This is a genomic window from Paenibacillus borealis, assembly GCF_000758665.1.
In the GTDB taxonomy this organism is placed as follows: domain Bacteria; phylum Bacillota; class Bacilli; order Paenibacillales; family Paenibacillaceae; genus Paenibacillus_AQ; species Paenibacillus_AQ borealis.
This window is the reverse complement of sequence record NZ_CP009285.1, coordinates 7,276,728-7,301,192: the sequence shown is the minus strand read 5'-3', so window position 1 is coordinate 7,301,192 and position 24,465 is coordinate 7,276,728. Positions and strand designations below refer to the sequence as shown.

The following is a 24,465-nucleotide window of genomic DNA, read 5'->3' as shown; positions in this document are numbered from 1 at the left end:
GTTAGTACTTAGGCGTATAAAATATTCATTAAAGCAGCAGCTTCTCCATAATCATCACATCAGTCATGCGGCCGTCCAGTTTTCCCTGTTTCTCGAAGACGCCAACCTCACGGTAACCGCCTTTGCGGTATAAGCCCTGAGCCATCGGGTTAAATGGAAAAGTGAACAGCACAATTTTATAGAAATCAGCTGCTACAGCCTTTTCCTCGAGGGCATGCAGTAATAGACTGCCAATGCCACGGCCGCGGGAGGCCCGTTCAATATAAATGGAGAGATCGGCGACACCGTCATAAGCGCAGCGGTGGGAATAACGATTGAGTGAAGCCCAGCCCAGAACACTGCCTTCGGCTTCAGCAACGAGTATAATAAAGCGTCCTTGATGTTCCTGGAACCAGTCAGACATCGCATTCAAATCTTTAGCTGAGCTTTCCAGTGTAGCAATCCGGTCTTCAATCCCCTGATTATAGATATGCTGGATGCTGGTAAGATCTTGGAATGTGGCGGGACGAATCATTAATGTCGAAAGCATATTATCGGCCTCCTAAGGTACCTTGCGAATTATGGCTTCACAGCAGTAATTACTGCTGAGGCAATATACTGGTCAATGTCTGCACCGGGAACCCAGTCTTTAATGAAGGTGCGGGATTCATCCTTAGGCTCGACTGATATCCGGATGAAACCGCTGTTCGCCAGCATGGTATGCAGGGCAGGCATGGAGGAGGCTCCTGAGATACAGCCGGAATAAAGGTTGCCCAAATCCTGTGCGATTTCTGGAGGCAGCTCGGCAGTGGTGACGATGTCGGAAATCGCCAGCCTTCCGCCGGGTAACAGTACGCGGAACGCTTCATTGAATACTTGCTGCTTATCAGGAGAGAGGTTGATTACGCAGTTGGAGATAATGACGTCTATGCTGGCATCGGCGACAGGCAGATGTTCGATCTCTCCCAGCCGGAAGCTGGTATTGGCGTAATGTCCCCGGGTGGCATTATCACGTGCCCGGCTGATCATTTCAGGGGTCATGTCGACGCCTATGACAGAACCGGATGCCCCCACCTGGCGGGAAGCCAGGAAACAGTCAAAGCCGCCGCCGCTGCCAAGATCCAGAACGGTTTCTCCAGGCTGCAGTCCGGCAATTGCCTGCGGATTGCCGCAGCCAAGTCCAAGATTCGCGCCTTCCGGCACAGCGTTCAATTCTTCGCCGGAATAACCAAGACTTGCGGAAATACTGTTGAAATCGGCTGGTGCCGAACAGCAGCCAGAGGAAGTCTCCTCCGGGGAACAAACGGAGGGAGCGGATCGCCCAGTAACAGCGATTTGCTGATAACGGGTTCGTACATTTTGGCGGATTCCATCATGAGTTGGTTGGTTCAAGTTCATCACTCCTTCGTATTAATTGCAAATTGCAACTATGTAATGAGAGAAATCAGCCTGAGACAGGCGCGCAGCATTTGCTTGATTTCCCCATAGCTTCATTGAAGATCTTCACCGACCGCAGCACGGTTTCCTGTTCAAACTCAGACATGTAGGAGAAGACTTCCTCCAGATATTCATTCATTTGCCGGTCGATGGTAGCGGCTACAGATGAGCCTTGCTCCGTTAAAGACAAGACAAATACCCTGCCGTCGGAGGGATCGGGAGTTTTGCGGACCAGTCCCATTTTGGCCAGTGTCTGGACCTGGCGGCTGAAGGTTGTAACATCTGTTCCCAGCACTTCCGCAATCTGCTGCATGGAGGGATTATGCCTCCGCTGCACTTCGTAGAGCAGATGGCTCTGGGCCAGGGAGATGTCATGGCCGCCTACGGTGCAGCAGTTTTTGTTAAGCAGGCCGAAGCGCCGGGTCATGATCTGAAAGAGCTCGCGTGCATTTTCCATTAAAGTTCACCTCGTATTTCAGTTATAGCGTATATATTTGTAAAGTGCAACTAAAGAATCGGAATATTACCTCTTGTCCTTTTGATAAGGCTGTTTTAGTATATAAGCATTGGCTTATATACTAAGGAGGCTGAACCGCGATGGATAAGCTTAACGAGGTGGCTGATGACCTGAAGCTTCTGGGCGACAAGACCCGCCTGATGATGCTTGGACTGCTGCAGGAGCGGGAGTGGTGCGTCTGTGAGTTCGTCGAACTCTTCGAGATCTCACAGCCGGCCATCAGCCAGCATCTGCGCAAACTGAAGGACAAGGGAATAGTGAAGGAGAGCAAACGCGGGCAGTGGGTGCATTACTCCCTGAATGTGGAGGGCAAGCCGCATATCACAGCTGTCCTGCATGAACTGCCGGATTCACATGCTCTGCTGTCCTCATTGAATAAGATAGGAGTTACTGCCTGCTGCGACTGACACAAGATTAGATCGATGAGAACGTCTGGAGGACAGGCTGGCGTTACTCTTATATATAAATTAATCGGATTGGGGAGTGCTGCGGGAAATGTTGCTGCGGGTCAAACGGGAGGCTGGACTATGGTTGCTCTAGCCTGCCTGATTTTTGTCATTACTTTGGTTTTTGTGATCTGGCAGCCGCGGAATTTATCCATTGGCTGGTCAGCCTGCGGCGGGGCGCTGCTGGCGCTGGCAGCAGGCGTGGTCAGCTTCGGGGATGTCCGCGATGTGACGCTGATTGTGTGGAATGCCACGCTTGCATTTGTAGCTATTATTCTGATTTCTTTGATCCTCGATCGTATCGGATTCTTCGAATGGGCGGCCCTGCATATGGCGGCGGCAGCACGCGGCAATGGTTCGCTGATGTTCATCTATGTTATCCTGCTGGGCGCAGTCGTGGCGGCATTGTTTGCCAATGACGGGGCGGCGCTGATCCTGACGCCGATTGTGCTGGCGATGGTCCGGGCGCTGAATTTTGATGAGAGGAAAGTATTTCCCTTCATTATCGCCAGCGGCTTCATCGCCGACACCACTTCGCTGCCGCTGATCGTCAGCAATCTTGTCAATATTGTATCCGTGGATTTCTTCGGCATCAGCTTCACGGAGTATGCAGGACGTATGCTGCTGCCTACGCTGTTCTCGCTAGCCGCCAGTATTCTGGTCTTATACCTGTTCTTCCGCAGAAGTATACCCAAAGTATATGACACTGCCGGAATGAAGCGTCCGGAGGAAGCGATTAAGGATAAGCGGATGTTCCGGTTATCCTGGGGCGTGCTGGCGCTTCTGCTGGCCGGGTATTTTGTCAGTGAATTTCTGAACATTCCGGTCTCTGTCGTGGCAGGTGTAATCGCGGTTTGTTTCCTGGTCATGGCCCGCCGCAGTCCCTACGTCAAGACGATGGAAGTGGTCAAAGGAGCGCCGTGGGCGATTGTCTTTTTCTCCATTGGCATGTATGTCGTGGTGTATGGCTTGCGCAATGCCGGACTGACCGATGTGCTTGCAGAGATGATCAGTGAGGTGGCGGAACGCGGTTTGTTCGCAGCAACGATGGGGATGGGCTTCCTCGCCGCGATCCTCTCCTCGGTCATGAATAATCTGCCGACGGTGCTGATCGGGGCGCTGGCTATCGATAACGCCCAGGCCGCAGGTCTTATTAAGGAAGCTCTGATCTATGCTAATGTCATCGGCTCTGATCTGGGTCCGAAGATTACGCCGATCGGCTCACTTGCCACTCTGCTGTGGCTGCATGTGCTGTCGGGCAAGGGTGTAAAGATCTCTTGGGGTACCTATTTCAAAACAGGAATTATCTTAACGATTCCGACGTTATTTATCACATTGTTAGGTTTGTATCTGGAACTGAAGCTGTTCTAATCTAATTCCGAAGGAGAAATCAGACATGAGCAAGAAGACGATCTATTTCCTGTGTACGGGCAATTCCTGCCGGAGCCAAATGGCGGAGGGCTGGGGGAAACAATTTCTCGGGGACACCTGGAATGTGTACAGTGCAGGAATTGAAGCCCATGGCTTGAATCCCAAGGCAGTACAGGCAATGAACGAGGTGGGGATAGATATTTCTGCCCAGACCTCGGATATTATTGATCCGCAGCTGCTCAGCAGTGCAGATCTTGTGGTTACATTATGCGGGGACGCCGCTGATAAATGTCCGGTAACCCCTCCGCAGGTTCGGCGGGAGCACTGGGGGTTCGATGATCCGGCCAAGGCGCAGGGCAGCGAGGAAGAGAAGTGGGCAGTGTTCCAGCGGGTCCGGGATGCAGTCGGCGAGCGGATCAAGCGGTTTGCTGAGACCGGAGAATAGAGGTTTCCTATACGGGAACGAAACACAAACTAATGATTAAGAATAAAAAGCGGTGCAGACGGGGTGTCTGACCGCTTTTTATGTTTTTTGGAAAGAATACAGATCGAACAATTGGAGTTACCCATTAATTATAGGGCGATCATTAAAATCTTGCAGAAAATACAACAATTTTCTCCGGATATTCCTTCTTAAGCAAGAGTGTTGTATGAAATACAACATTTTTAATGTTTAAGCTTCTTAATGGAGGATATTATTGTATTTTGTGCAACAATTCCCCAAACAGCCGGATATTCAGATGTTCAAGTTGCAGAATGTACAACATTAAGGCCGGTCTATACAGCTGACCTTAAGGATTTTCACTTCAGCCGCTTGGTTGTGTTAAAGACAAGGCTATAGGGCAGACTGACCTTCCCAATCCAGTCTCAAACTGAGCAAAACAACGCGCTATTCCTTCTGCTTCCCATGCCCATGCTTATGCTCATGCCCGTACTCCTGCCCGTACTCATGCCCGGGTCCCTGATCCGGGTATTTCACGACTGGCCATTTCACTTTGCGCAGGGCATCCATCAGCTCCGGCCCCACATTCAGATTGCTGCTGACCAGTTCATGGGGAGTGAGCGCCATCCACTGGTTCAGGGAGACATCGGCGAACCGGTCGCTCCGGAACATTTCCAGGAACCAGAGCGTATCTGTCCCGGTATTCTGAATATAATGCCCCTGGGCAAAAGGCACATAGCCGACATCTCCGGCTCTGACATTAAATGTACGCGCCGCGCCGTTCCCGCTGAAGACCGTCATCCGGCCTTGCCCGGTCAGATAATACTGCCACTCGTCATTATTCGGATGCCAGTGGAGCTCACGCATGGCGCCGGGCTCAATCTCTACCAGCGCCGCGGCAATGTTCCGGGAGATGGGGAAATTGCCGGAGTCGACAATTCGCACACTTCCTCCGGGTGTCCGAAGCGGCGGCTGGGCCAGCAGCTGATGCTTGAAGCTCAGCGGAATCTCCCCGTAGGGTGATTCTACCTGCTGGCTCTGGAGGGGGCCGGGCACCTGGTCCTGATAAATATACACTTGTTCCTTCGGAATACACTCAAATGCAGATTCAGGTACGCCGAAGTTGGCGGACAGGACCTCGGGCGGCGTATGGGCGAACCAGTCGGAGATCGACAGGGTGTTCAGATCCGAGAAGCTTCCATCGTCAAAAACAAGCAGGAACTCGCAGCCGTTCTCCAGCCCCTGGATCGAATGCGGGATTCCCGGCGGGAAATACCACAGATCGCCCGGGCCGACGTCGGCGATGAAGTTCCGTCCGTTCTGGTCCACGGCGGTAATCCGGGCGCTGCCGAGCAGCATATAGGACCACTCCGCCTGCTGATGCCAGTGCAGCTCGCGTACTCCGCCCGGCGTCAGGCTCATATTCACCCCGGCAAGGGTGGTGGCAATTGGCAGCTCTCTGACGGTAACCTCCCGGGACCATCCGCCGAAGTTCAGCTGCATATGGGCATCGGAGAAAGAGAATTTAAGATTGGGAATCAGCCCGTTATCCGTAGGGGGCGGGACGAACATATCGGGATTCTCCCGGTCGCGCAGAACATCACGGGGGCCGAGGTCGACATTGCCTGCACCGTCGCTGCGTATAGGCTGGGGGATGCTTGGCTTGCTTGAAGAACCGGATTCGGCAGGGTTCATTGCAAAAGCTCCTTTCTGGATCGCACAGCACTCCAAGAAATATATGCGCCAGTATGCCACTTATGAGTTATGAAGGGCTGAGCGAAATGTGATAATATTTGACTACCGGACAAATTTCCGTACGATAATCAGAGAGCAGGGTTTGGACTAATGACAATAGACGGACAAGAACGCTACCGCTTCAGTGAAGCGCCAATATGGGAACTGCAGCGCAGGTATTATGAGCAGCTGGGGCTGCAGGCTTGGGCGAATGACCAGGTCCCGCAGTACATTACAAGCAATCCGATGATCGGAACAGCGTATGCGGAGATGATCTTCGGGTTTCTGCAGGACCGTGCAGAGAAGGGGCATACTACGGAACCGGTTATTATTCTGGAGCTTGGTGCAGGTGTGGGACGTCTGGCGTTCCATGTGCTGCAGCAGCTGTGTGAGCTGATCCAGTATGCAGGCGTGCTGCTGCCTCCTTTCCGCTACGTCATGAGCGATCTGCCCTGGAAGAATATTGAGGGCTGGCAGAAGCATGAAGGCTTGAAGCCTTTTGTGGAGCAGGGTATTCTTGATTTCGCCCGCTTTGATGCTGTGCAGGATACGGAGCTGTCCTTAACGCAGAGCGGATTGGTGATTAAGCCTGGCGGGCTGCAGCAGCCGCTGATGGTGATCGCCAACTACTTCTTCGATAGTATTCAGCAGGAGCTGCTCTATATTGATGAAGGCAAGATTTATGAATGTGAGGTTTCTTTAAAATATCCCGAGCAGTCCGGCTCGATGAGCACGTCCGAAGTACTGAGGGATCTGGTGCCGGAATATCATTACAAGCGGGCCGAAGGCTATGAGGACCCTTCATACAAGTACCATGAAGTGATTTCGTTCTATCTGGACAAGCTGGAGGATTCGCATATCCTGTTCCCGGCCGCAGCACTCTCCTGTATGGAGCGGCTGGGGGCGCTCTCGCAGGGCAGCTTCCTGCTGCTTACTGCAGACAAAGGAGACCACCGGCTGGAGAACTGGGAATTCGCCGAGCCGCCGAAGCTGATTCACCACGGCAGCATATCACTCACGGCGAATTACCATGCGCTGGTGCATTATTTTGAACGGAAGGGCGCACAGTCCCGGTTCACGCAGCATCACTATAAGAATCTGAATGTCGGCTGCATTCTGATGCTTGAAGAGCCGATGCTCCATCCCCATACCCGCTTGGCCTACCGGCGGTTTGTGGAGCGGTTCGGACCGGATGATTTCTTCAGCCTGAAGGTATGGATCGACAAGAATTACGGTACGATCGGCATGCAGCAGATCCTGGCCTTCTGGCGGCTGGGCGGATATGATGCCGAGCTGTTCATCCAGAGTGCGGAGCGTATCTCTGCTCTGCTGCCGGATGCCAGCGACGAAGAGCTGCTGGATCTCCAGCGGGGCATTGATCTGATGTGGAAAGGCTTCTATCCGATGCCGCAGAAATATGATCTGGCTCTGGACTGCGGTCTGCTGCTGTTCGAAATGGAGCAGTACGGGGAGTCCCGCCGCTTCCTGGAGCATTCACTTGCGTCCAGTGATGAGGAGCCGGTAATTACTGTATTGTACTGCCTGGCTATATGCAGCTACGAGCAGGAGGATGACGAAGCGGCGCTGGATTACACGCGCAGATCGCTTCTGATTGAACCGGAGCATGAGGAAGCCCTGGAGCTTTTGGCGGCGCTGAGCCAGGGGTAACGATGCTGCGCAGCCTGCTGATACAGGCGGCTGCTCCGGCACTTTACACCCGGCCTGTGATTTGTTATTCTGGATCAAATGATGAAACGCGATGACGAGAAGAGTAGGTCCATTCACTCCCTTACAGAGAGCTCCGGCTGGTGCGAAGGAGCAGGGAAGGCTGGACCGAAACAAGCCTCTGAGCGGTGTATCGGAACCGGCTATGGGCCGGGGATGGTACAACAGGAGCTCCTGTTACAGAGCTAGAGTATAAGCCCTGCCTGACGGCGGCGCCGTACTTGATGAGATTAATATGGCGACATATTAATAAACCTGGGGTGGTACTGCGAGAATCTCGTCCCCAAGACTACAGTCTTGGAGGTGAGGTTCTTTTTTGTTGCCCCGTAAGGGCAGGTATTACCAATATACAGGAGGAGATCATGATGACTCTCGGTAATGTTAATGCTGTTAATGCTGTTAATGATGTTAATGCTGCTAACGAGCCGGCCCTGCCGGAGAATTATATGGATAAGATCATCAGGGAGGATGTGGAGAGCGGAGTCTACAGCAGGGAGATCTGCACGAGGTTCCCGCCGGAGCCCAATGGCTATCTGCATATCGGGAGTGCTTTTGCCATCCACACGAACTATGAGGTTGCGCGTAAGAACGGCGGCAGATTCCATCTGCGCTTCGATGATACCAATCCGCTGAAAGAGGATATGGAGTATGTGAATGCCATCATCGAAGATATCGAATGGCTGGGCTGTAGCCCTGGAGATCATATCTATTACGGCTCTGATTATTCGGAGGAAATCTTCCGCAGCGCAGAAGAGCTGATTCTTAAGGGGAAGGCTTATGTCTGCGACCTGACTCCGGAGGAAGTGACCTCTTATCGGGGAACATTAACCGAACCGGGGAAGGATAGCCCGTTCCGGGACCGCTCTCCGGAAGAGAATCTGCGGTTGTTCAGAGGGATGCGCGATGGAAATTATCCAAACGGTTCAAAGGTGCTGCGGGCCAGAATCGACATGTCTTCACCGAACATCAATCTGCGCGACCCGGTACTCTACCGGATCATTCATGCGGAGCACTACCGCACGGGGGATGCCTGGTGCATCTACCCGATGTATGACTTCGCTCATCCGATTCAGGATGCCATCGAAGGCGTGACACATTCGCTGTGCTCCATTGAGTTCAAGGATCACCGGCCGCTGTATGAGTGGGTGCTGAACGAGCTGAGCATCCCAGAACCGCCCAAGCAAAGGGAATTCGGCCGGGTGAATCTGACGGGAGTGGTTACAAGCAAACGTTATCTCCGGGCGCTGGTTGCCGGGAATTACGTGGACGGCTGGGATGATCCGCGTCTGCCTACTCTCCGTGGACTGCGCAGACGCGGTTTCACGCCGGAGAGCATCAAGGCTTTTGTCCGGGAGATTGGCATGGTACGCAATACGACGATGGTGGATTTCTCACTGCTGGAGCATTGTGTAAGACAGGATCTTAAGGCGGAGGCGCCGGCCATTATGGCCGTGCTGAATCCGCTGAAGGTCGTGCTTACCAATTACGAAGCCGGGGCTTCTGAATTTCTTAACATTGAGTACAACAGCGAGAATGCTGAGCTCGGCACAAGGAATGTTCCGTTCTCCGGCACGCTCTATATCGAGCGCGATGACTTCATGGAAGAACCCGTCAAAGGGTTCCGCAGACTGACTCCAGGCGGAGAGGTGCGGCTTAAGGGCGGGTATTTTATCAAGTGTAATGAAGTTATTAAGAACGAGGCTACAGGTGAGATCAGTGAGCTGCGCTGCACCTATGACCCGGATACAAAGAGCGGAAATGGCTTTGACGGGCGGAAGGTAAAAGGAACCATTCACTGGGTGTCAGCTGCCCATGCGGTCAAAAGCGACGTGTACCTTTATGAAAAGCTGCTTACAGATAACGACGGGCCGAAGGAAGAAGGGGAGACCTGGGAGGAATACATCAACCCGGATTCTGTAACCCTGCTTAAAGATTGCCTGCTGGAGCCGCTTGCGGATAAACCACAGCCCGGAGATAAATTTCAATTCCTGCGCCACGGCTATTTCTGTGTGGACAACAAGCTTAACAGTGAGGAACGTCTGGTATTCAACCGGATCGTCCCGCTGAAGGACACCTGGAAAGGGAAAGCGGAAAAATAAGCTTCAACATTCTTTCTCCACAAACGGCCGTTATACTAATGGCAGCACCTTGAATCTTTATGAGGAGGAGAAGCCATGAACTGGTCCTGGTTAATCACACTGATCTGTCCGCTGATGATGATCCTTATGATGTTCGGAATGCCCGGCATGCGCGGTATGCACGGACATGGAGGCCATTCGCGTAAGAAGCCGGATGTGGAGGAATTGCAGCAAGAGCTGAATGAGCTGAAGCTGCAGAATGAACAGATGCGTGCAGATATCCACAGTATTACCTCTTAAGCAGTGTGGATCACACTGGAAGGCCCGTCGGGCGAGAGTCAGGATTACCTCCTGAAGCTCGCCCGTTTTTTTATGCGGCAGTGCCTGTTGAAATAAGTTTGTGAAGTTTCGGGCGGGGTAATGACTTCTTAGGCTGGAGCATCACTTTACAGGGGGTTTGCACATAATATAATTCGGGGCAGCCCAGCCCGTATGAAAAAACCAATGAAAATACATTTACATTTCTTACTTAGCGGATTATAATAAAAATAAATCAAATGTTGCATCAGGGAAACTTTCGTGTATATAGACAACTTTTTCCGGGCAAGAGGAGGGACAGACAATGATGGAGCAGAATACAGCAGTTGAATCATCCCCTATACTAAAAGGACATACTAATAAACATTCGGCACAATCGGTGCTTAATGGAGATGTCAAAGGACTGAAGAGACTCCTTCCTTTCCTGGGCCCGGCTTTTATCGCTTCCGTAGCGTACCTGGACCCCGGCAATTTCGCCACTAATATTACAGCAGGCTCGAAATACGGGTATCTGCTGTTATGGGTTATTTTTGCCTCGAATCTGATGGCCGTCCTTATACAATCCTTATCCGCCAAGCTCGGTATTGCTACCGGCAAGAATCTGCCTGAGGTAGCCCGGGAGAAATTCCCGAAGGGCGTGTCGATCTTCCTGTGGATTCAGAGTGAACTGGTCATTATTGCTACCGATCTGGCCGAGTTTATCGGAGCCGCCCTTGGATTATACTTACTGTTCGGCATACCGATGCTGCCAGCCGCATTAATTACCGCCGTCGGGTCATTCGCTATTCTGGAGCTCCAGCGGCGCGGCTACCGTACCCTTGAGGCTGGAATTGCCGGTATGGTGATGATTGTCGTTCTGGCTTTTGCGTTCCAGGTCATTATGGCGAAGCCGGATGCGGGCAGTGTGGTTGCTGGAATGTTTACCCCAAGATTCGAGGGTGTGGATAGCATTCTGCTGGCTGCCGGAATTCTCGGCGCAACCGTTATGCCGCATGCAATTTACCTGCATTCCTCGCTGACCCAGAGCCGGGTCGTCGGGATTGATGAGCGGGAGAAGAAACAGATTTTCCGGCTGGAATTCATCGATATTCTGATTGCCATGCTGATTGCCGGTGCGGTGAATATGGCCATGGTGGTTGTAGCTGCAGCGCTGTTCTTCAAGAATGGTCTGGTCGTTGAGGATTTGGATATTGCCTTCGAGCAGTTCCGCAATTTGGCAGGACCGGTTACAGCCATCTCCTTCGGCCTCGGCCTCCTGATTGCAGGTCTGTCGAGCTCGTCAGTCGGCACGATGGCCGGTGATGTGGTCATGCAGGGCTTCATTAATAAAAAGATCAATCTCTACCTCCGGCGGGCGATTACGATCATCCCACCCCTGACCATCATCGCCTTCGGTATTAACGCGACCAGCGCACTGGTGATGAGCCAGGTCGTCCTGTCCTTCGGGATTGCCTTCGCCCTGATTCCACTGGTCATCTTCACCAGCGACCGCAAGATCATGAAGGGCCTCGTGAACCACCGTATCACCACCTTCCTCGGCTGGATTATCTCCGCTCTGGTTGTGTCGCTGAACCTGTTCCTGGTTGTGGAGATGTTTGTGTAATACCTGTAGCGACAATAATGTTTTACGCTATGAATTATTCATCTATAAGGCCGTTCCAACGCCATGAAATGGTGGTTTGGGATGGTCTTTTGTTGTTTGGTACAGGGAGTAACTTTGAGTTTGCGGAAGCAGGCTGCGCGGGGAGTAAGGGATAGAAGCGCCCTTGATTGGCGGTAAATGAGCGTATGGATGGAATGAGGGGAGAGGCGCTTGATTTGGCGATGGACGAGCGTATGGATAGAAGGAGGGGGAGAGGTGCTTTTGATTCCGCCGGAAGCGGCAAGATGGGGATGGTGGATGAATGCAACAGGGGCTCTTTCTAACCCATGCAGACCGTACAGCCCTTATTTGCTTGAAAATCCGCATTTATCCGGGCTAACGGACTGAGGTGCACTTATTACCTCTCAAATAAGCTAGAATCAGGTGGAAATCATGCATTAAGTGCACTGGTGTCCGTTAGCTTGCGAAAATGGGATTTCCGTCAGAGATAAGGGCTCCTGAGTCCGTTAAAAGCTGGGGTTACTTGGCGTTCAGGTGAGGAGGCGGCTAGGATTCGGCTATGGGAGGGGAATGCTGCTATGTTCTGCGAATTGAATGGAGAAAACCTGCCCAAGTCCGAGAGAATTACCGGAATAAATGAGTCAGGAGCAGGAGGAGGCAGAGATGTATTGTATAGTGATGCACAAATGCAGACAGGCCGCCTATTTTCTACGGGGTCTTGAAGATTATGGTTGGTCTTTGAGCATTGTGATGGGTTTGTAGATTGTGATTGGTCTTGAAGATTGCAGTTGGTCTTCAAGGTTTTAGAAGCTCCCCCTCTTAAACAGCGGAGCGGACGGAATGATTGTGGAAAAGCGTGCTCTAAAGTGCCCGACGTAAATCCTGCTCAAAAACAAAAACAAAAACAAAAAAGAGGTGCCCAAGCCATTTTGGCTTTGAGGCACCTCTTGCTTTTTATTAAACTATTGCTTCACAATATCCTGCACAGCCTTATCCAGCTTCTCCAGCAGCTTATCACGGTCAAGCTGTCCGCCGAGATATTCCTGCATCGCAGCGCCGAAGCCCTGGGTTACGCCGTCAGGGAACATATCCCAGTTCCAGCCGAGGGCGGTAGCGGATTTCTCCTGCACGGCAACGGCAACCTGGCCGATGTCTGCCGCGTCAGCGGTAACGTTAGTTTCAGCCGGAATGAATTTGAATTCCTTGGTCAGATACTTCTGGCCGGTCTCCGAGCTTACGAGCCAATTCAGGAAGGCTTTGGCTTCTTCCGGATGCTCGGATTTGCTGTTCACCACATAGTTGTTAGGTACGCCTACCAGGATGGTGCCTTCTTCGTCGCTGATCGGAAGCGGGAGGAGGCCCAGATTCAGGGCAGGATCGATTTTGTCGATATCGCCTTGCGTCCAGTTACCCTGCAGCATCATTGCAGCTTTGCCGGATGCGAACTCAGCAACCTGGGTAGCATAGTCGGTAGTCATCTTGTTATCCTGGGCGTTGTCGAAGATCACGTCTACCAGATCCAGCCACTGCTCGAATACGGCGTTGCCCTTGATCGTCTGCGTGCCGGCTTTGACATCATCAATGAACTGCTTCGGATCAGGCTGGTGGGCCAGGCCTACGTTGACAAGGTGAATCCCCATCGACCACCACTCATTAGTGGCTTCAAACGGTGTGATGCCGGCGGCTTTCAGCTTGGCTGCCGTATCTTTTAGCTGCGAGAGGGTCTTAGGCTCTTCCGTAATGCCGGCTTTGGCGAACAGATCCTTGTTATAGATCAGTCCATAGCCTTCAACGTTCATTGGCATACCATAGAGCTTGCCGTCCACGGTTGCCGGAGTTTTGGAGGTTGGGATCAGATTCGCTGCCCAAGGCTCATTGCTCAAATCAGTGGCACGGTCCATATAAGGTACGAGGGCAGTATAACCGCCGTTATTGAAAATTTCAGGTTCAGAGCCGGAAGCAATTTCCGCTTTGAGCAACGCGCCGTAGTCTTCACCGCCGCCATGCGTTTCCACTTCGACCTTCACACCGGTTTCTTTCTCATATTCTTCGGCGAGTGCATTCAGCTGCTCGGCAATTTCAACCTTGAACTGGAACATTTTGATCGTAACATCCTTGGCAGGTGCCTTGGTTGCTTCCGGTGCTGTGGTTTCGGTTGACGCGTTAGGAGCACCCGTTGCATTTCCATTGCCTGCGGAATTCGTATTGCCGCTATTCCCGCAACCTGCGATAATCAGTGTGCAAACGGTTGCGATAACGAACGCGAACTTTCTTTTCATAGAATAACCTCCCTGGTCTGTGGTTCCTGCAACTAAATCGTAAAGCAAATGAGAGTGGGATTACACTTAATATTTTGCTCGAAAAAGTGGATATTGTTGCAAGGGGATCTCACAATCATCCCTTAATGGAGCCTGTGGTTACACCTTCGACAATATAACGCTGCAGGGACAGAAAGAATATGAGGATAGGCGTAATCGCCATCACGAGACCCGCAAGGGCCAGATCCCACTTCTTGGTGTACTGCCCGAAGAACTTGGTCACGGCAACCGGCAGGGTCGTCAGATCCTTATTTCCCCCGATGACGAGCACCGGCAGCAGATAGTCATTCCAGATCCACAGCGTATTAAGGATGATGACCGTTACAATAATCGGCATGAGCAGGGGGAACACAATTTTGAAGAATACGCCGTATGGATTGGAGCCGTCCACCCGCGCTGCTTCCTCCAGCTCAAAAGGCACTGTCTTGATGAACCCGTGGAACAGAAACACCGACAGCGGCATTCCGAAGCCGAGATAGCAGGCCACGATTCCGTATAATTCTCCGCGGAGCTCCAGAATACTGGTCACACGGACTAATTGCAACATCAGCGACTGGAACGGAATAATCATCGCCGAGACCAGCAGCAGGAAGACGAAGGAATTGAAGCGCGTCGGCTTCCGTACAATCTGATAAGCGGCCATCGAGCTGAACAGGACAATGAAGATTACGCTTAAGACAGTGATTTGCAGGGAACTGAAGAAGGCTTGCGGGAAGTCAATGGCATCCCAGACCTTGGAGTAATTATCCCAGTGAAACACCTGAGGCCAGGAAGCGGCATCAATCAGGATGTCTTTAAGCCCCTTAACCGAATTGCTCAGTACCAGGTAGAAGGGGGATAAGAAAATAATGGCCAGAAGTATGGCGGCTATCTCCAGAATGAAGTTTCTGGGCCGGTATCTGCTGCTGTTCATTACGCCGACACCTCTTTTCTTTTGGTAAGCCAGACCTGTGTGACCGTGATCAGTGAAACGGCGGCGAAGAAGAGCAGCGCTTTGGCCGTGCCGAGGCCGTAACGGTTGTTGATCAGCGCTTCCGCATAAATGTTATAGGCCAGCGACTGGGTCGAGGTGCCCGGTCCGCCTTTGGTCAGCGACAGGTTGAGATCGAACATTTTGAACGCATTAGAGGTTGTAAGGAACAGGCAGATGGTGATTGCCGGCATAATCAGCGGTACATAGACACTCTTGAACAGCTGCGGGGCACGGGCGCCGTCAATCTTGGCCGCTTCAACCAGATCCTTCGGAATACCGGCCAGCGCCGCGATATAAATGACCATCATATACCCGGCAGTCTGCCAGACGAACACAATGACCAGACCCCAGAATCCTGTGCTGGGCGTACCCAGCCAAGGGAGCTTGAAGAAGGAAATACCGGTGAGCTCGCCGATCGTGGCGAAGCCTTTGGTGAAGATGAACTGCCAGATGTAGCCGAGCAGAATGCCGCCGATTACATTGGGCATAAAGAAGATGGTGCGGAGCAGCTTCTTCGTCTTCAGCGTCGTCATCAGAATGAAGGCAAGCAGCAGCGCCAGTACGTTGGCGGCCACTACGGAGATTACGGTGAAGCGGAGCGTAAAGAGCAGAGACTCCCAGAACTTATCGTCGTTCGTAAAAATCCGTCTCCAGTTGGCCGCGCCGGTCCAGACCGCTTTGTCCAGATCGAGCCCGTTCCAGTCGGTGGAAGAGTAATAGAAGCCGAGGAAGAAGGGGGTGACCACAATGGTCAGGAAAAAGAGCAGACAGGGACCGAGAAATACGATTTGCTGTCCCCAGCCTCGTTGCAAGCGCAGATCTTTTCTCATATGGAATCTCCTTTGTATAATATTTCTACGTGTTGATAGCTTCATTATAGAAAGCCCGGGCCATCGCCAACACTCAATTTGATGATGAGAAAAGTGGATTATATTGCAGCCGGATTAGCTATTGCGCCCGGAGCGGATTTTCTGCAGAATAGGCATAGGCTTGCAGGGCGGGTTGTGCCCGCAGCAGATCCATTATTGTAAACGCTCGCAGAATCTCAGGAGGGTTCCCTATGTTCAGAAACAGCATCCGGACGCGGCTGATGGCCTTAGTGCTGCTGGCGTCAGTGATTCCGTCAGGTATATCCGTTACCTTCTCCTATCTCTATACCAAGCAGTCGGTTACGGAGCAGTCCGTGAAGCAGAATACGAAGCTGCTTACGCTGGGGGAAGCGAATCTCAGCAGTTATTTCAGCGGTATGAATCAGCAGGCCATGTCGCTATACAGCGGAATCAATGTTCCGAGCTCCTTCTACACCACGCTGCTTACGGTCAAAAGCAACAGGCAGGTTCCAGAGGGCACGGTCGTGCCGGATACCCGCGCAATCATCTCTACCCAGCTGTACAATCTGTTCCTCTCGGACCGGAATACCTTCCAGATCCATTTGTATGTCAGAGCGGCGAAGCAGTCCAATCTGCTGCTGGGCGGATTGTTCCGCCGGGAGGAGAATGCGGATTATGCCAAGGCGATGCATCCCGAAGAGACCTACCGGCCATACATCGAAGTGACGCACCTGGATCATCAATACGGCGTGAAGTCCGGCTTCCCGAATCTGAAGCCGGGGAGCGTTCCGGTCTTCACTGCGCATTTTCCCATCTACCGCACGCCCAGCGACAGTGTACTGGCCGATCTGTCGATTGATTACAGCCTTGAGGAGCTGGAAGGCATCGTCAAATCGATGTACAATTCGGACACGGAGCGTCTATATGTGCTGAATGAGCAGGGACAGGCCTTGTTCGCTTCTGATCCGGACTGGGTGGGTAAAACGGTTGAGACGGGCTGGAGCCGTCTTCCCGAAGACAGTGACAGCGGCCATTTCACCTGGAAAAAGGACGGCTTCCAAGGCATTGTCATGTACAAGCATATCAAGGACCCGCTATTTCGCGGCAGCATCATCAAGCTGGTGCCTTATGAGGACCTGTATGGCGACGCAAGGGTTATCACCCGCTTCAATATGGGAATCGGGCTGCTGTTCCTGTTGATCGGCGGAATCAGTGCCGTGCTGATCTCCATCGGGTTCACCCGGCCGATCAAGAAGCTGATCAACTTCACCCAGAAGGTGCAGATCGGCCAGCTGGATGCGCATATGGATGCTGAGCGCGAGGATGAGTTCGGCCTGCTGACCCGCAAAATCACCGGCATGACCCGGACCATCAATGACCTGATCGTCAAGGAATACCGGCTGGAGCTGGCGAATAAGACGAATCAGCTGAAGGCGCTGCAGGCCCAGGTCAATCCGCATTTTCTCTACAATGCCCTGCAGTCCATCGCCAGCCTATCCTTGCGCTATAATGCGCCGAAGGTGTATGATCTCATCTATTCCCTGGGCAGCATGATGCGTTATTCCATGAATACGGAACGGACGCAGGTGCCGCTGCGCGATGAAATCGAGCATGTGCAGAATTATGTAATTCTGCAGACGGAGCGGTTCGGCGAAGAGAATCTGCGCCTGGAGATCCATGCGGCGGAAGCCGCGCAGGAAATCATTGTACCGAAGATGATCCTGCAGCCGATCGTCGAGAATATCTTCAAGCATGCCTTCGCGGACGGAATCCGCGAAGGCGTCATCCGGATAGACTGCACGCTGGAGGGGCAGTCTCGGCTGGTGCTTGCCGTCAAGGATAACGGCAAGGGCATTAGCCCGGAACGGCTGGAGGAGATCACAGCCGGACTTAGAAGCAGCGGCCAATCAGAGAATGAAGAGATCGGCCTGTATAATGTGCTGGCCCGCCTGCGGCTGCAGTTCGGCAGCGAAGCGGAGATGCAGCTGCACAATGAAGAGGGCCAAGGGGTTACGGTTACCCTCATCATTCCGCTGGACGCGCCGGGCGGATAATGCCGGCTTCCCCGGAGAGGCAGTAACAGTATTAATGTTTAACGCGATGAATTATTGATTTTAGAGTGATGAATGAAGAAGGGTGCAGACATAACCTAAAGGAGCGGCTATACATGAAGGTGCTGATTGTAGATGATGAGAAGCATGTGCGGGAGGCGATCCGTTATTTTGTTGCGTGGGACAAATATAATATCTCCGATATATATGAGGCTACCAACGGCCAGGAAGCGACCCTGATTATGCAGGAGCATCAGCCGGCAATTGTCTTCACGGATATGCGGATGCCGCTGATGGACGGGGCGGAGCTGCTGGAATGGCTGCATTTGCATTTTCCGAACACGAAGACCATTGTCATCAGCGGGTATCAGGATTTCAATTACGTGAAGCCGGCCATTGTCTATGGCGGGACCGATTATCTGCTGAAGCCGCTGAACAGCAAGCAGCTGATTGCCTCGGCGGAGCATGCCTTCAAGCTGTGGATGGAGGAGGAGGCGGAGCGGAAGCAGTCGCAGCGCCAGAACATGCAGCTGAATGTGCTGCGTCCGCTCTACTGGGACAAGATGCTGTCCGATCTGGTCTACGGGCATGCCTCTTTTCAGGAGCTGAAGCTGGCGCTCTGCGAGGAGCTGGGGCTGCCGATTGCGGCAGCCTCCTGCAGAGTTGCCGTCATCTCAATGCAGGGCGCAGACTGCCGTCTGCTGCAGAGATTTCACGGCGATGTGGCGCTGACGGCTTTCGTGCTGGCCAACGTCTGCAATGAAGTCATGGCACCGCACTACAGCGGTTATGCCTTCCGCAGCTGGCAGAGCGGGGGAGAGCTTGTGATTCTGCTGTGGAATGCTGTTCAACAGGCGGAGACGGTACTGAACGGCATTAATGAATCGATCCGCCAGGCGTATGGCGTGCAGGTGGATATCGGGCTCAGCCTGCTTAACCCTTTGCCGGAAGGGCTGCAGCAGGCCTATACCCAGGCGCGCCAAGGGCTGGAGGAACGGAATCTCCTTCAGCGTGACGGACGGATACACCTCTGCAGAGCGGCCGGGGATGAGAGTAGGCCTAAAGGAGACTACGCTCCGGATATGCAGCTGGACAAGCTTAGAATCGCGGTATTGTCGGGCGATCTGGAACGGATGCAGCGGGTTGTGGAGGAGTGGGCGAGGGAGCTTGCCGGGTTGCCGCTGCTTCCGGAGAGCAGCTTTCTCCACCAGCAGGAGGAGATCCGTGCGGTTCTGAAGCGCTGGCGGCCGGAGGAGGAGATTAGCCTGGAGCTTTGTTATGACTCACAGGGGCTGTTCTCGGTGGAGAACTGGGAGAGTCAGCTTAAATCTCTGCTGCAGCACCTCTCCAAAGGTATCGCTCAGGCTCCGGATAGCAGACTTGTGCTGGAAATCAGGGAATACCTGAACCAGAACTATGCACAGGAGATGACGCTGCAGCATATTGCGGAACGCTTTTTCATCAGCAGAGAGAATGTCTCCCGCAAATTCAAGCAGATCACCGGGGAGAATCTGTCGGATTATTTAACGAGCCTCCGGGTGGATAAGGCGAAGACACTGCTGCAGAATACGCATTTGCGGCTGTCACAGATCGCGGAGCTGGTAGGGTATGAGGACGAGAAATATTTCAGCCGTGTTTTCAAAAAGTCCACTGGAGTGACGCCGCGGGAGTATCGCAAGCAAGAGGAGGAATAAGAACAACCGGCTTTAATTACCTTTCAACATTTTCCAGCGTTAAACCGATAATATCTGTATGGGCAATTTATATATTGTTTCGGTTATCTGGGAGGGCTGGAAGGTATGGACAACTATCTGGGAAGAACGATTAAGAATGATCTGATCAATGCATACGGAGTTACAGTTATTCCTGCCAAGAGCAAATTGAATGCAGAACATCTCGAACTCATCCGCAAACAAAGAATTGATGTGCTTGATATCATTTTTGTGGATGAACAGCAGGCTCCCTCTTATCGTCAAATGGCAAACAGTGTAGTAGATAGCTCCAAAGAATTGTTCGAATCCTACAGAATATCCCGGAAAATCCCGCTGGCCGATATCAGGAAGGATGTCGTTCCGGTCATACAGGAGATCTCGCGTAATCCTGATATTTTTGCTTTGTTCAGTTCGGTCCAGGGCAAAGATGATTATACATACCAGCACAACGTTGGAGTTGGTGTACTGTCCACCCTAATCGGCAGATGGTTAAATATGAGTGAAGCAGAGCTGTCGGTGCTCTCCCTGGCTGCAACCCTGCATGACATCGGCAAGCTGAAGATTCCTGTCGAAATTCTGAACAAGCCCGGCAAGCTGACGGACGAAGAGTTCAGCCTGGTGAAGAAGCATACGATATACGGCTATGAGATGCTGAAAGAAACCACCGGGGCCAATTCGCGCATTACACTGGCGGCTCTGCAGCATCATGAGAGGAACGACGGCAAAGGATATCCGTTGGGACTTAAGGATGAACAGATTGATTCTTACAGCAAAATTATTGCGGTTGCCGATATTTTTCATGCCATGTCCAGCAAACGCCCCTATCATGAAGCTATGCCGTTCCACGTGATTGTCGATCAGATGAGAAGAGGCAGCTTTGGCGCGCTGGACCCGCATATTGTTTCCGTTTTTCTGGAGAATATTGTGAAGCGGACCGTTGGCCGTGAGGTGGTCTTAACCGATGGCCGGGTCGGCGAGATTGTCTATTTGAACCCGCATGATATCGAAACACCGCTCATCCGCATTAATGATGAATATATCGACCTCAGTAAAATCAAAGAACTCAATATCCGCGAAATCAGCATATAGCTCTAACCGTCTTCAGTTCAGTTATTAAAATAATCAGCCAGACCTTCAGCGACAGCCTGAGCTGCCTTCCGCTGATAAGCGGCTTTGCGGACAATCGACTCGTCGTACGGATTGCTGAGGAACCCAAGCTCTATAAGGGCTGCGGGGAGCGGATTTTCCCTCAGAATGTGATAATTGCCGAAGGAGAGACCGTTGCTCCGGAGGCCGGTTCCCGCGCCAAGCCGGGTTTCAATCGCCCGGGCCAGCCGCAGATCGTTCAGCTCCGAGTAGAAGAAGGTTAGCGTGCCGGAGACATTCTTCGGAGAGGAATTATAATGGATGCTGACAAAAGCATCCGCGCCGAGCTGCGTCCCGATCTGCACCCGCCGCGAGAGCGCCGGCTTCTGGTCTCCTCGGGTGCGGGTCAGCTCTACCCTGGCCCCCTTGGCGGTGAGGTAATCCCGCAGATATAGAGAGGTCTGCAGTGTCAGATCCTTCTCCATCGTGTCATAGGTGGTGCCGAGCATACCGGGATCACTGCCGCCATGGCCGGGATCGACGACAATCAGCTTGCCGCGGATGGTGCCGGATTTCCGCACTACACTTCCGCTTTGGGCGTTTGAACTGGCAGTGCTTATATTTGGGACGCTTCCCCCGGCAAGGTACTGGGTGGATACCCAGCCGACAGTCCCTCCGGCTGTACGGATCCGCGACCATCCGTTCTGGCGGAGCAGAATTGTAACCGCATTCCCGGACTGCAGCGAACCCACTACCTCATAACTGGTTCCCGGACCTCCCCGGATACGCAGGGAAGAGGCGGTGACAACAGCTGTTCCGCTGGAGGCTGAGGATGTCTTAACTGTTGTATTGGCTGATGATGTGGTTCCTGCGGAAGCGGCTCCGCTGGTCCGCTTAAGATAGTACCCTGCGACCCATCCCGATACAGATCCGGCCCGTACTTTAAGCCAGCCATGCTGCTCATCGGTGACGGTAACCACAGCTCCGCCCGCCAGAGAACCGGTGATGGCTGCGCTTGCAGCGGGCTCACTGCGGACATTCAGGGAGTTCGCGTATACTTTGGCTGTGTAGGTATCTGCAGCATGGGCAGCAGAAGACGGCAGCGCATATGAAGTCAACAGACAGGCTGCCAGCACGGCGGTATGTAATATTCTGTTCATATAAAGCCTCTTTTCCCGGATAGATAAATTTCTATTACCCGTTTCATCGGCCGGAGAACAATGATTTGTTAAAATTGAAGATAGTTATCCTTCGTTTATTCGGATAACAACGATAATTCAGACCATTGGATCTCGTTGCTTAATATAACTGGCGACCCTATTCCTAAGGGGGAAATGTCTGTATAATTATTACATATTGGGGAAGCAGATAAAGGAGTGCCGCCGTGATCAGACCTAGATTATTCATTGGATCCTCCAGAGAATCTATCCGCTATGCCAGGGCCATCCACGAACAGCTGAAGCGGACCGCCGAGGTTCATCCTTGGTATGCCGCTGCTTTCCGGGCTAATGAATACACGATGGAGGCACTGGAGCGGAATCTGGATATCAGTGATTTTGCCGTCTTCGTGTTCTCGCCTGATGATGTGGCCCGGATTAGGGGTAAATATTATTATGTAACCCGGGATAACACCCAGTTTGAAATGGGCTTGTTCTGGTCCAGATTAAGGCGCGGCCGGGTCTTCTGCCTGCTGCCGGATCAGGTGCCCTCCCGCAGTGATCTGATTCCGGGTGAGAATGTGGAAGAGTATCACCTGCTGTCCGACCTGTCGGGGCTGACGCCGCTGGAATACGAGTGGCAGCATGAGAATATCACAGCGGCAGTAGATGTCAGCTGCGGTAAGATCATAGACATCATTCAGGAGCATGGGATGTATCATGACCCGGCTGTTGAACTTAAGCAGCTTAGATTAGAGCTTAGGCGAAAAGAAAGTATCCTTCACTTCTTTTGGCAATATAATAATAATGTGACGCCTCCCCAGCCGGGCGAGAAATATCAGGCGCTCAGCGAAGCAGTCCGTAATTCATTTGTAGCTCCGGAGGATTGCCGGGTGATCGGAGCCGCCATGTGGCGGGCCGAAGAGGGGGTAGGCCTTAAACAGGTGGGCGGCAATGTAGGCCGCGGGCATATCTATCCGTTCTCGACCTCGGAAGAGGGAGCCGGAAAACCGGGTGTGCTGGATGCTTTTTTGGCCAAGGAATGGACTTTTTTACAGCGTACGGAAGTTGCGGAGGTATATATCCTATGCTATCCTTTAGGGGAGAACCACGTTATTTCTGTACATTTCTCCGGAAGCGGGGGATTATCGGCAGAGGATCTTACCGCAGTAGTTGCCTATAACCGGGATTTGTTCCGTACCGTCAATCATTTAGTGGAAGGGGACTGACAGGATGAAGAACATGAAGAATGCAGTAAGTATATCCAGTAGCGTCCGCCGGTCTGCAGGCGGTAACGGCAACAGTGCGGGAGGCAAAGGCCGTTCCAGACGCAAATCCGGCACCAAGCTCTCTCCGTCCGCGCTCAATGTATATTTAGCGCCTTCGCTGGAGGGCGGAGACGACGAGTACAAGAAGCTGGTCAGCGGCAAAGTTGATAATAACAAGCCATCATTCGCATAACATTCGCTAACATATGTATATGAATATTAAGCAGGTCTCCGGCATTGCCGGGGGCTTTTTTTTGGCATTCAGGAAATTCTTACACTCATTTGTTGTGGATAAGGTATGCCCAAATTGGGGGGGAGTATCTTAATGTGTTGAATCGCCCGAAGGACGTAAAGAGTTCTTATATCGTAAATCCCTCTGATTCGGCCGAAAGTGGGCAGAATGAGGAAATTAAAGGGATAAATCCCTTTGATCCCGCCGGAAGTGGGCAGAATGAGGAAATTAAAGGGATAAATCCCTCTGATCCCGCCGGACGTGGGCAATATGAGGAAATTAAAGGGATAATGGACCTCTGTCAAGAAAGTAGACGTGAACCTAAGCGGTTTTCCGCTTAAATGTTGCTGCAAACTGAACCGGAGATACGTAACCCAGTGCCCCATGGATTCGTTTACAGTTGTAGAAAAATTCAATGTATTGGTAGATGGAATCATAGGCCTGCTTCTTTGTTTTAAATCGAGTCCAGTACACAAACTCTTTTTTCAAGAGGCTGTGAAAAGATTCGATACAGGCGTTATCATAACAGTTCCCTTTGCGGCTCATACTTGCAGTCATCTGGTACTTCTCCAGGCGTCCCCGGTAGTCTGCAGAGGCATACTGCGAGCCTCGATCCGAATGGTGAATCAAGCCCTTCCCGGGGCGTTTCGCTTGGTAGGCATCGTCTAGAGCGCCCTGTACGAGGTCTGTGGTCATCCGGTCGCCCAGCCGCCAGCCTACGATCTCCCGGGTGCATAGGTCCAGCACGCTCGCCAAGTACATCCGCCCTTCCCGACAGGGAATGTAAGTAATATCTGCGACCCACGCCTGGTTTGGCTTTTCGGTTTGGAATTGCTGGTTCAGCAAGTTAGGGGCAATGGGCAAAGGATGGTTAGAGTCGGTCGTGTGTACGCGAAACCTCTTCGCGACACAGGAGCGCAGGCCCAGTTCTCTCATGTACTTTCCTACTGTGCGTTCGCTTACCTTGTACCCCTCACGCTTCAAGAGAACCGTAATTTTGGGGCTACCGTAACGACCATGCGAGTCGTGAAAATGATAGGTAATCCGCTTAAGCAGTAACGCTTTGCGGGTGGCTTGGGGGCTGGGCTTCGCTGTTCTCCATTTGTAATAACCGCTCCGTGATACCTGAAAGACGTTGCACATCTTCTCCACTGGGAACTCGGAGCGATGATCTTCTATAAACTGGAA

Annotated in this window: 22 protein-coding genes and 1 other annotated feature; of the genes, 13 read left to right on the top strand and 9 right to left on the bottom strand. The window is 52.3% G+C overall.

Translation table 11 applies throughout. The annotated features are described in order from the left end of the window. Nucleotides 1-28 precede the first annotated feature (28 nt). The 3 genes from PBOR_RS30865 to PBOR_RS30855 are packed head-to-tail and all read right to left on the bottom strand — an operon-like array spanning nt 29 to nt 1,873. A complete protein-coding gene (locus PBOR_RS30865; RefSeq protein ID WP_042217783.1) occupies nt 29-529 on the bottom strand; it encodes an arsinothricin resistance N-acetyltransferase ArsN1 family A in 501 nt (166 codons plus the stop codon). 29 nt (nt 530-558) lie between these two features. Continuing rightward, a complete protein-coding gene (locus PBOR_RS30860) occupies nt 559-1,371 on the bottom strand; it encodes an arsenite methyltransferase (protein ID WP_174479836.1) in 813 nt (270 codons plus the stop codon). Nucleotides 1,372-1,423: 52 nt separating this feature from the next. Continuing rightward, nucleotides 1,424-1,873 (bottom strand): MarR family winged helix-turn-helix transcriptional regulator, encoded by a 450-nt coding sequence (locus tag PBOR_RS30855; RefSeq protein ID WP_042217780.1) that lies wholly within the window; start codon nt 1,871-1,873, stop codon nt 1,424-1,426. Nucleotides 1,874-2,013: 140 nt separating this feature from the next. Here PBOR_RS30855 and PBOR_RS30850 point away from each other — a divergent pair, with 140 nt between their 5' ends. From PBOR_RS30850 to arsC, 3 genes are all read left to right on the top strand, one after another. Next, the gene (locus PBOR_RS30850) at nt 2,014-2,340 is read left to right on the top strand and encodes an ArsR/SmtB family transcription factor (protein WP_042217779.1); all 327 of its coding nucleotides are present in this window, start codon (nt 2,014-2,016) and stop codon (nt 2,338-2,340) included. A gap of 120 nt (nt 2,341-2,460) precedes the next feature. After that, entirely contained in the window at nt 2,461-3,750 is a 1,290-nt protein-coding gene (locus PBOR_RS30845) for an arsenic transporter (RefSeq protein WP_042217777.1), read from the top strand. Nucleotides 3,751-3,775: 25 nt separating this feature from the next. Continuing rightward, entirely contained in the window at nt 3,776-4,195 is a 420-nt protein-coding gene (gene arsC, locus PBOR_RS30840) for an arsenate reductase (thioredoxin) (protein WP_042217776.1), read from the top strand. 444 nt (nt 4,196-4,639) lie between these two features. Here arsC and PBOR_RS30835 read toward each other — a convergent pair whose 3' ends face one another. Then, nucleotides 4,640-5,887 carry an oxalate decarboxylase family bicupin gene (locus PBOR_RS30835; protein ID WP_042217774.1) on the bottom strand — a complete coding sequence of 416 codons (1,248 nt, stop codon included), beginning with the start codon at nt 5,885-5,887 and terminating at the stop codon, nt 4,640-4,642. A gap of 150 nt (nt 5,888-6,037) precedes the next feature. Between PBOR_RS30835 and PBOR_RS30830 the strand changes: the two genes are divergently transcribed. From PBOR_RS30830 to PBOR_RS37255, 5 genes are all read left to right on the top strand, one after another. Further along, nucleotides 6,038-7,594 carry a class I SAM-dependent methyltransferase gene (locus PBOR_RS30830; RefSeq protein ID WP_042217772.1) on the top strand — a complete coding sequence of 519 codons (1,557 nt, stop codon included), beginning with the start codon at nt 6,038-6,040 and terminating at the stop codon, nt 7,592-7,594. An 82-nt stretch (nt 7,595-7,676) separates the two neighbouring features. Continuing rightward, nucleotides 7,677-7,939, top strand: a binding site (T-box leader). Between the two features lie 158 nt (nt 7,940-8,097). Next, nucleotides 8,098-9,750 (top strand): glutamine--tRNA ligase/YqeY domain fusion protein, encoded by a 1,653-nt coding sequence (locus PBOR_RS30825; protein WP_042220118.1) that lies wholly within the window; start codon nt 8,098-8,100, stop codon nt 9,748-9,750. A gap of 75 nt (nt 9,751-9,825) precedes the next feature. Then, complete coding sequence (locus PBOR_RS30820; protein ID WP_042217771.1) at nt 9,826-10,029, top strand: DUF2933 domain-containing protein; 204 nt, start codon at nt 9,826-9,828, stop codon at nt 10,027-10,029. A gap of 325 nt (nt 10,030-10,354) precedes the next feature. After that, nucleotides 10,355-11,650 carry an Nramp family divalent metal transporter gene (locus PBOR_RS30815; RefSeq protein ID WP_042220117.1) on the top strand — a complete coding sequence of 432 codons (1,296 nt, stop codon included), beginning with the start codon at nt 10,355-10,357 and terminating at the stop codon, nt 11,648-11,650. Between the two features lie 185 nt (nt 11,651-11,835). Beyond that, nucleotides 11,836-11,973 carry a hypothetical protein gene (locus tag PBOR_RS37255; RefSeq protein ID WP_157764176.1) on the top strand — a complete coding sequence of 46 codons (138 nt, stop codon included), beginning with the start codon at nt 11,836-11,838 and terminating at the stop codon, nt 11,971-11,973. Between the two features lie 639 nt (nt 11,974-12,612). Here PBOR_RS37255 and PBOR_RS30810 read toward each other — a convergent pair. The 3 genes from PBOR_RS30810 to PBOR_RS30800 all read right to left on the bottom strand — a co-directional run bounded on the left by PBOR_RS30810 (nt 12,613) and on the right by PBOR_RS30800 (nt 15,771). Further along, complete coding sequence (locus PBOR_RS30810) at nt 12,613-13,929, bottom strand: ABC transporter substrate-binding protein (RefSeq protein WP_042217769.1); 1,317 nt, start codon at nt 13,927-13,929, stop codon at nt 12,613-12,615. A 115-nt stretch (nt 13,930-14,044) separates the two neighbouring features. After that, nucleotides 14,045-14,881 (bottom strand): carbohydrate ABC transporter permease, encoded by an 837-nt coding sequence (locus PBOR_RS30805; RefSeq protein ID WP_039300683.1) that lies wholly within the window; start codon nt 14,879-14,881, stop codon nt 14,045-14,047. Further along, the gene (locus PBOR_RS30800; RefSeq protein ID WP_042217767.1) at nt 14,881-15,771 is read right to left on the bottom strand and encodes a carbohydrate ABC transporter permease; all 891 of its coding nucleotides are present in this window, start codon (nt 15,769-15,771) and stop codon (nt 14,881-14,883) included. Before PBOR_RS30800 ends, PBOR_RS30805 begins: the two co-directional genes overlap by 1 nt. A 230-nt stretch (nt 15,772-16,001) precedes the next feature. Here PBOR_RS30800 and PBOR_RS30795 point away from each other — a divergent pair, with 230 nt between their 5' ends. The 3 genes from PBOR_RS30795 to PBOR_RS30785 all read left to right on the top strand — a co-directional run bounded on the left by PBOR_RS30795 (nt 16,002) and on the right by PBOR_RS30785 (nt 20,623). Further along, nucleotides 16,002-17,825: a sensor histidine kinase gene (locus tag PBOR_RS30795; RefSeq protein ID WP_042217765.1), complete on the top strand. Its 1,824-nt coding sequence runs from the start codon at nt 16,002-16,004 to the stop codon at nt 17,823-17,825. 113 nt (nt 17,826-17,938) lie between these two features. Beyond that, nucleotides 17,939-19,516, top strand: coding sequence for a response regulator (locus tag PBOR_RS30790; RefSeq protein ID WP_042217764.1), 1,578 nt, complete (start codon nt 17,939-17,941; stop codon nt 19,514-19,516). Between the two features lie 105 nt (nt 19,517-19,621). Beyond that, nucleotides 19,622-20,623 carry an HD-GYP domain-containing protein gene (locus PBOR_RS30785; RefSeq protein WP_042217762.1) on the top strand — a complete coding sequence of 334 codons (1,002 nt, stop codon included), beginning with the start codon at nt 19,622-19,624 and terminating at the stop codon, nt 20,621-20,623. A 17-nt stretch (nt 20,624-20,640) separates the two neighbouring features. On the opposite strand, the gene PBOR_RS30780 is transcribed toward PBOR_RS30785, so the two are convergent. Continuing rightward, nucleotides 20,641-21,780 carry an N-acetylmuramoyl-L-alanine amidase family protein gene (locus tag PBOR_RS30780; RefSeq protein ID WP_042217759.1) on the bottom strand — a complete coding sequence of 380 codons (1,140 nt, stop codon included), beginning with the start codon at nt 21,778-21,780 and terminating at the stop codon, nt 20,641-20,643. A 224-nt stretch (nt 21,781-22,004) separates the two neighbouring features. Here PBOR_RS30780 and PBOR_RS30775 point away from each other — a divergent pair, with 224 nt between their 5' ends. After that, complete coding sequence (locus PBOR_RS30775) at nt 22,005-23,006, top strand: TIR domain-containing protein (protein WP_042217758.1); 1,002 nt, start codon at nt 22,005-22,007, stop codon at nt 23,004-23,006. Nucleotides 23,007-23,010: 4 nt separating this feature from the next. Beyond that, on the top strand, nt 23,011-23,238 hold the full coding sequence (locus tag PBOR_RS30770; RefSeq protein ID WP_039300702.1) for a hypothetical protein: 228 nt from the start codon (nt 23,011-23,013) through the stop codon (nt 23,236-23,238). A 360-nt stretch (nt 23,239-23,598) separates the two neighbouring features. Here PBOR_RS30770 and PBOR_RS30760 read toward each other — a convergent pair whose 3' ends face one another. Next, entirely contained in the window at nt 23,599-24,456 is an 858-nt protein-coding gene (locus PBOR_RS30760) for an IS3 family transposase (protein ID WP_245648220.1), read from the bottom strand. Nucleotides 24,457-24,465 lie beyond the last annotated feature (9 nt).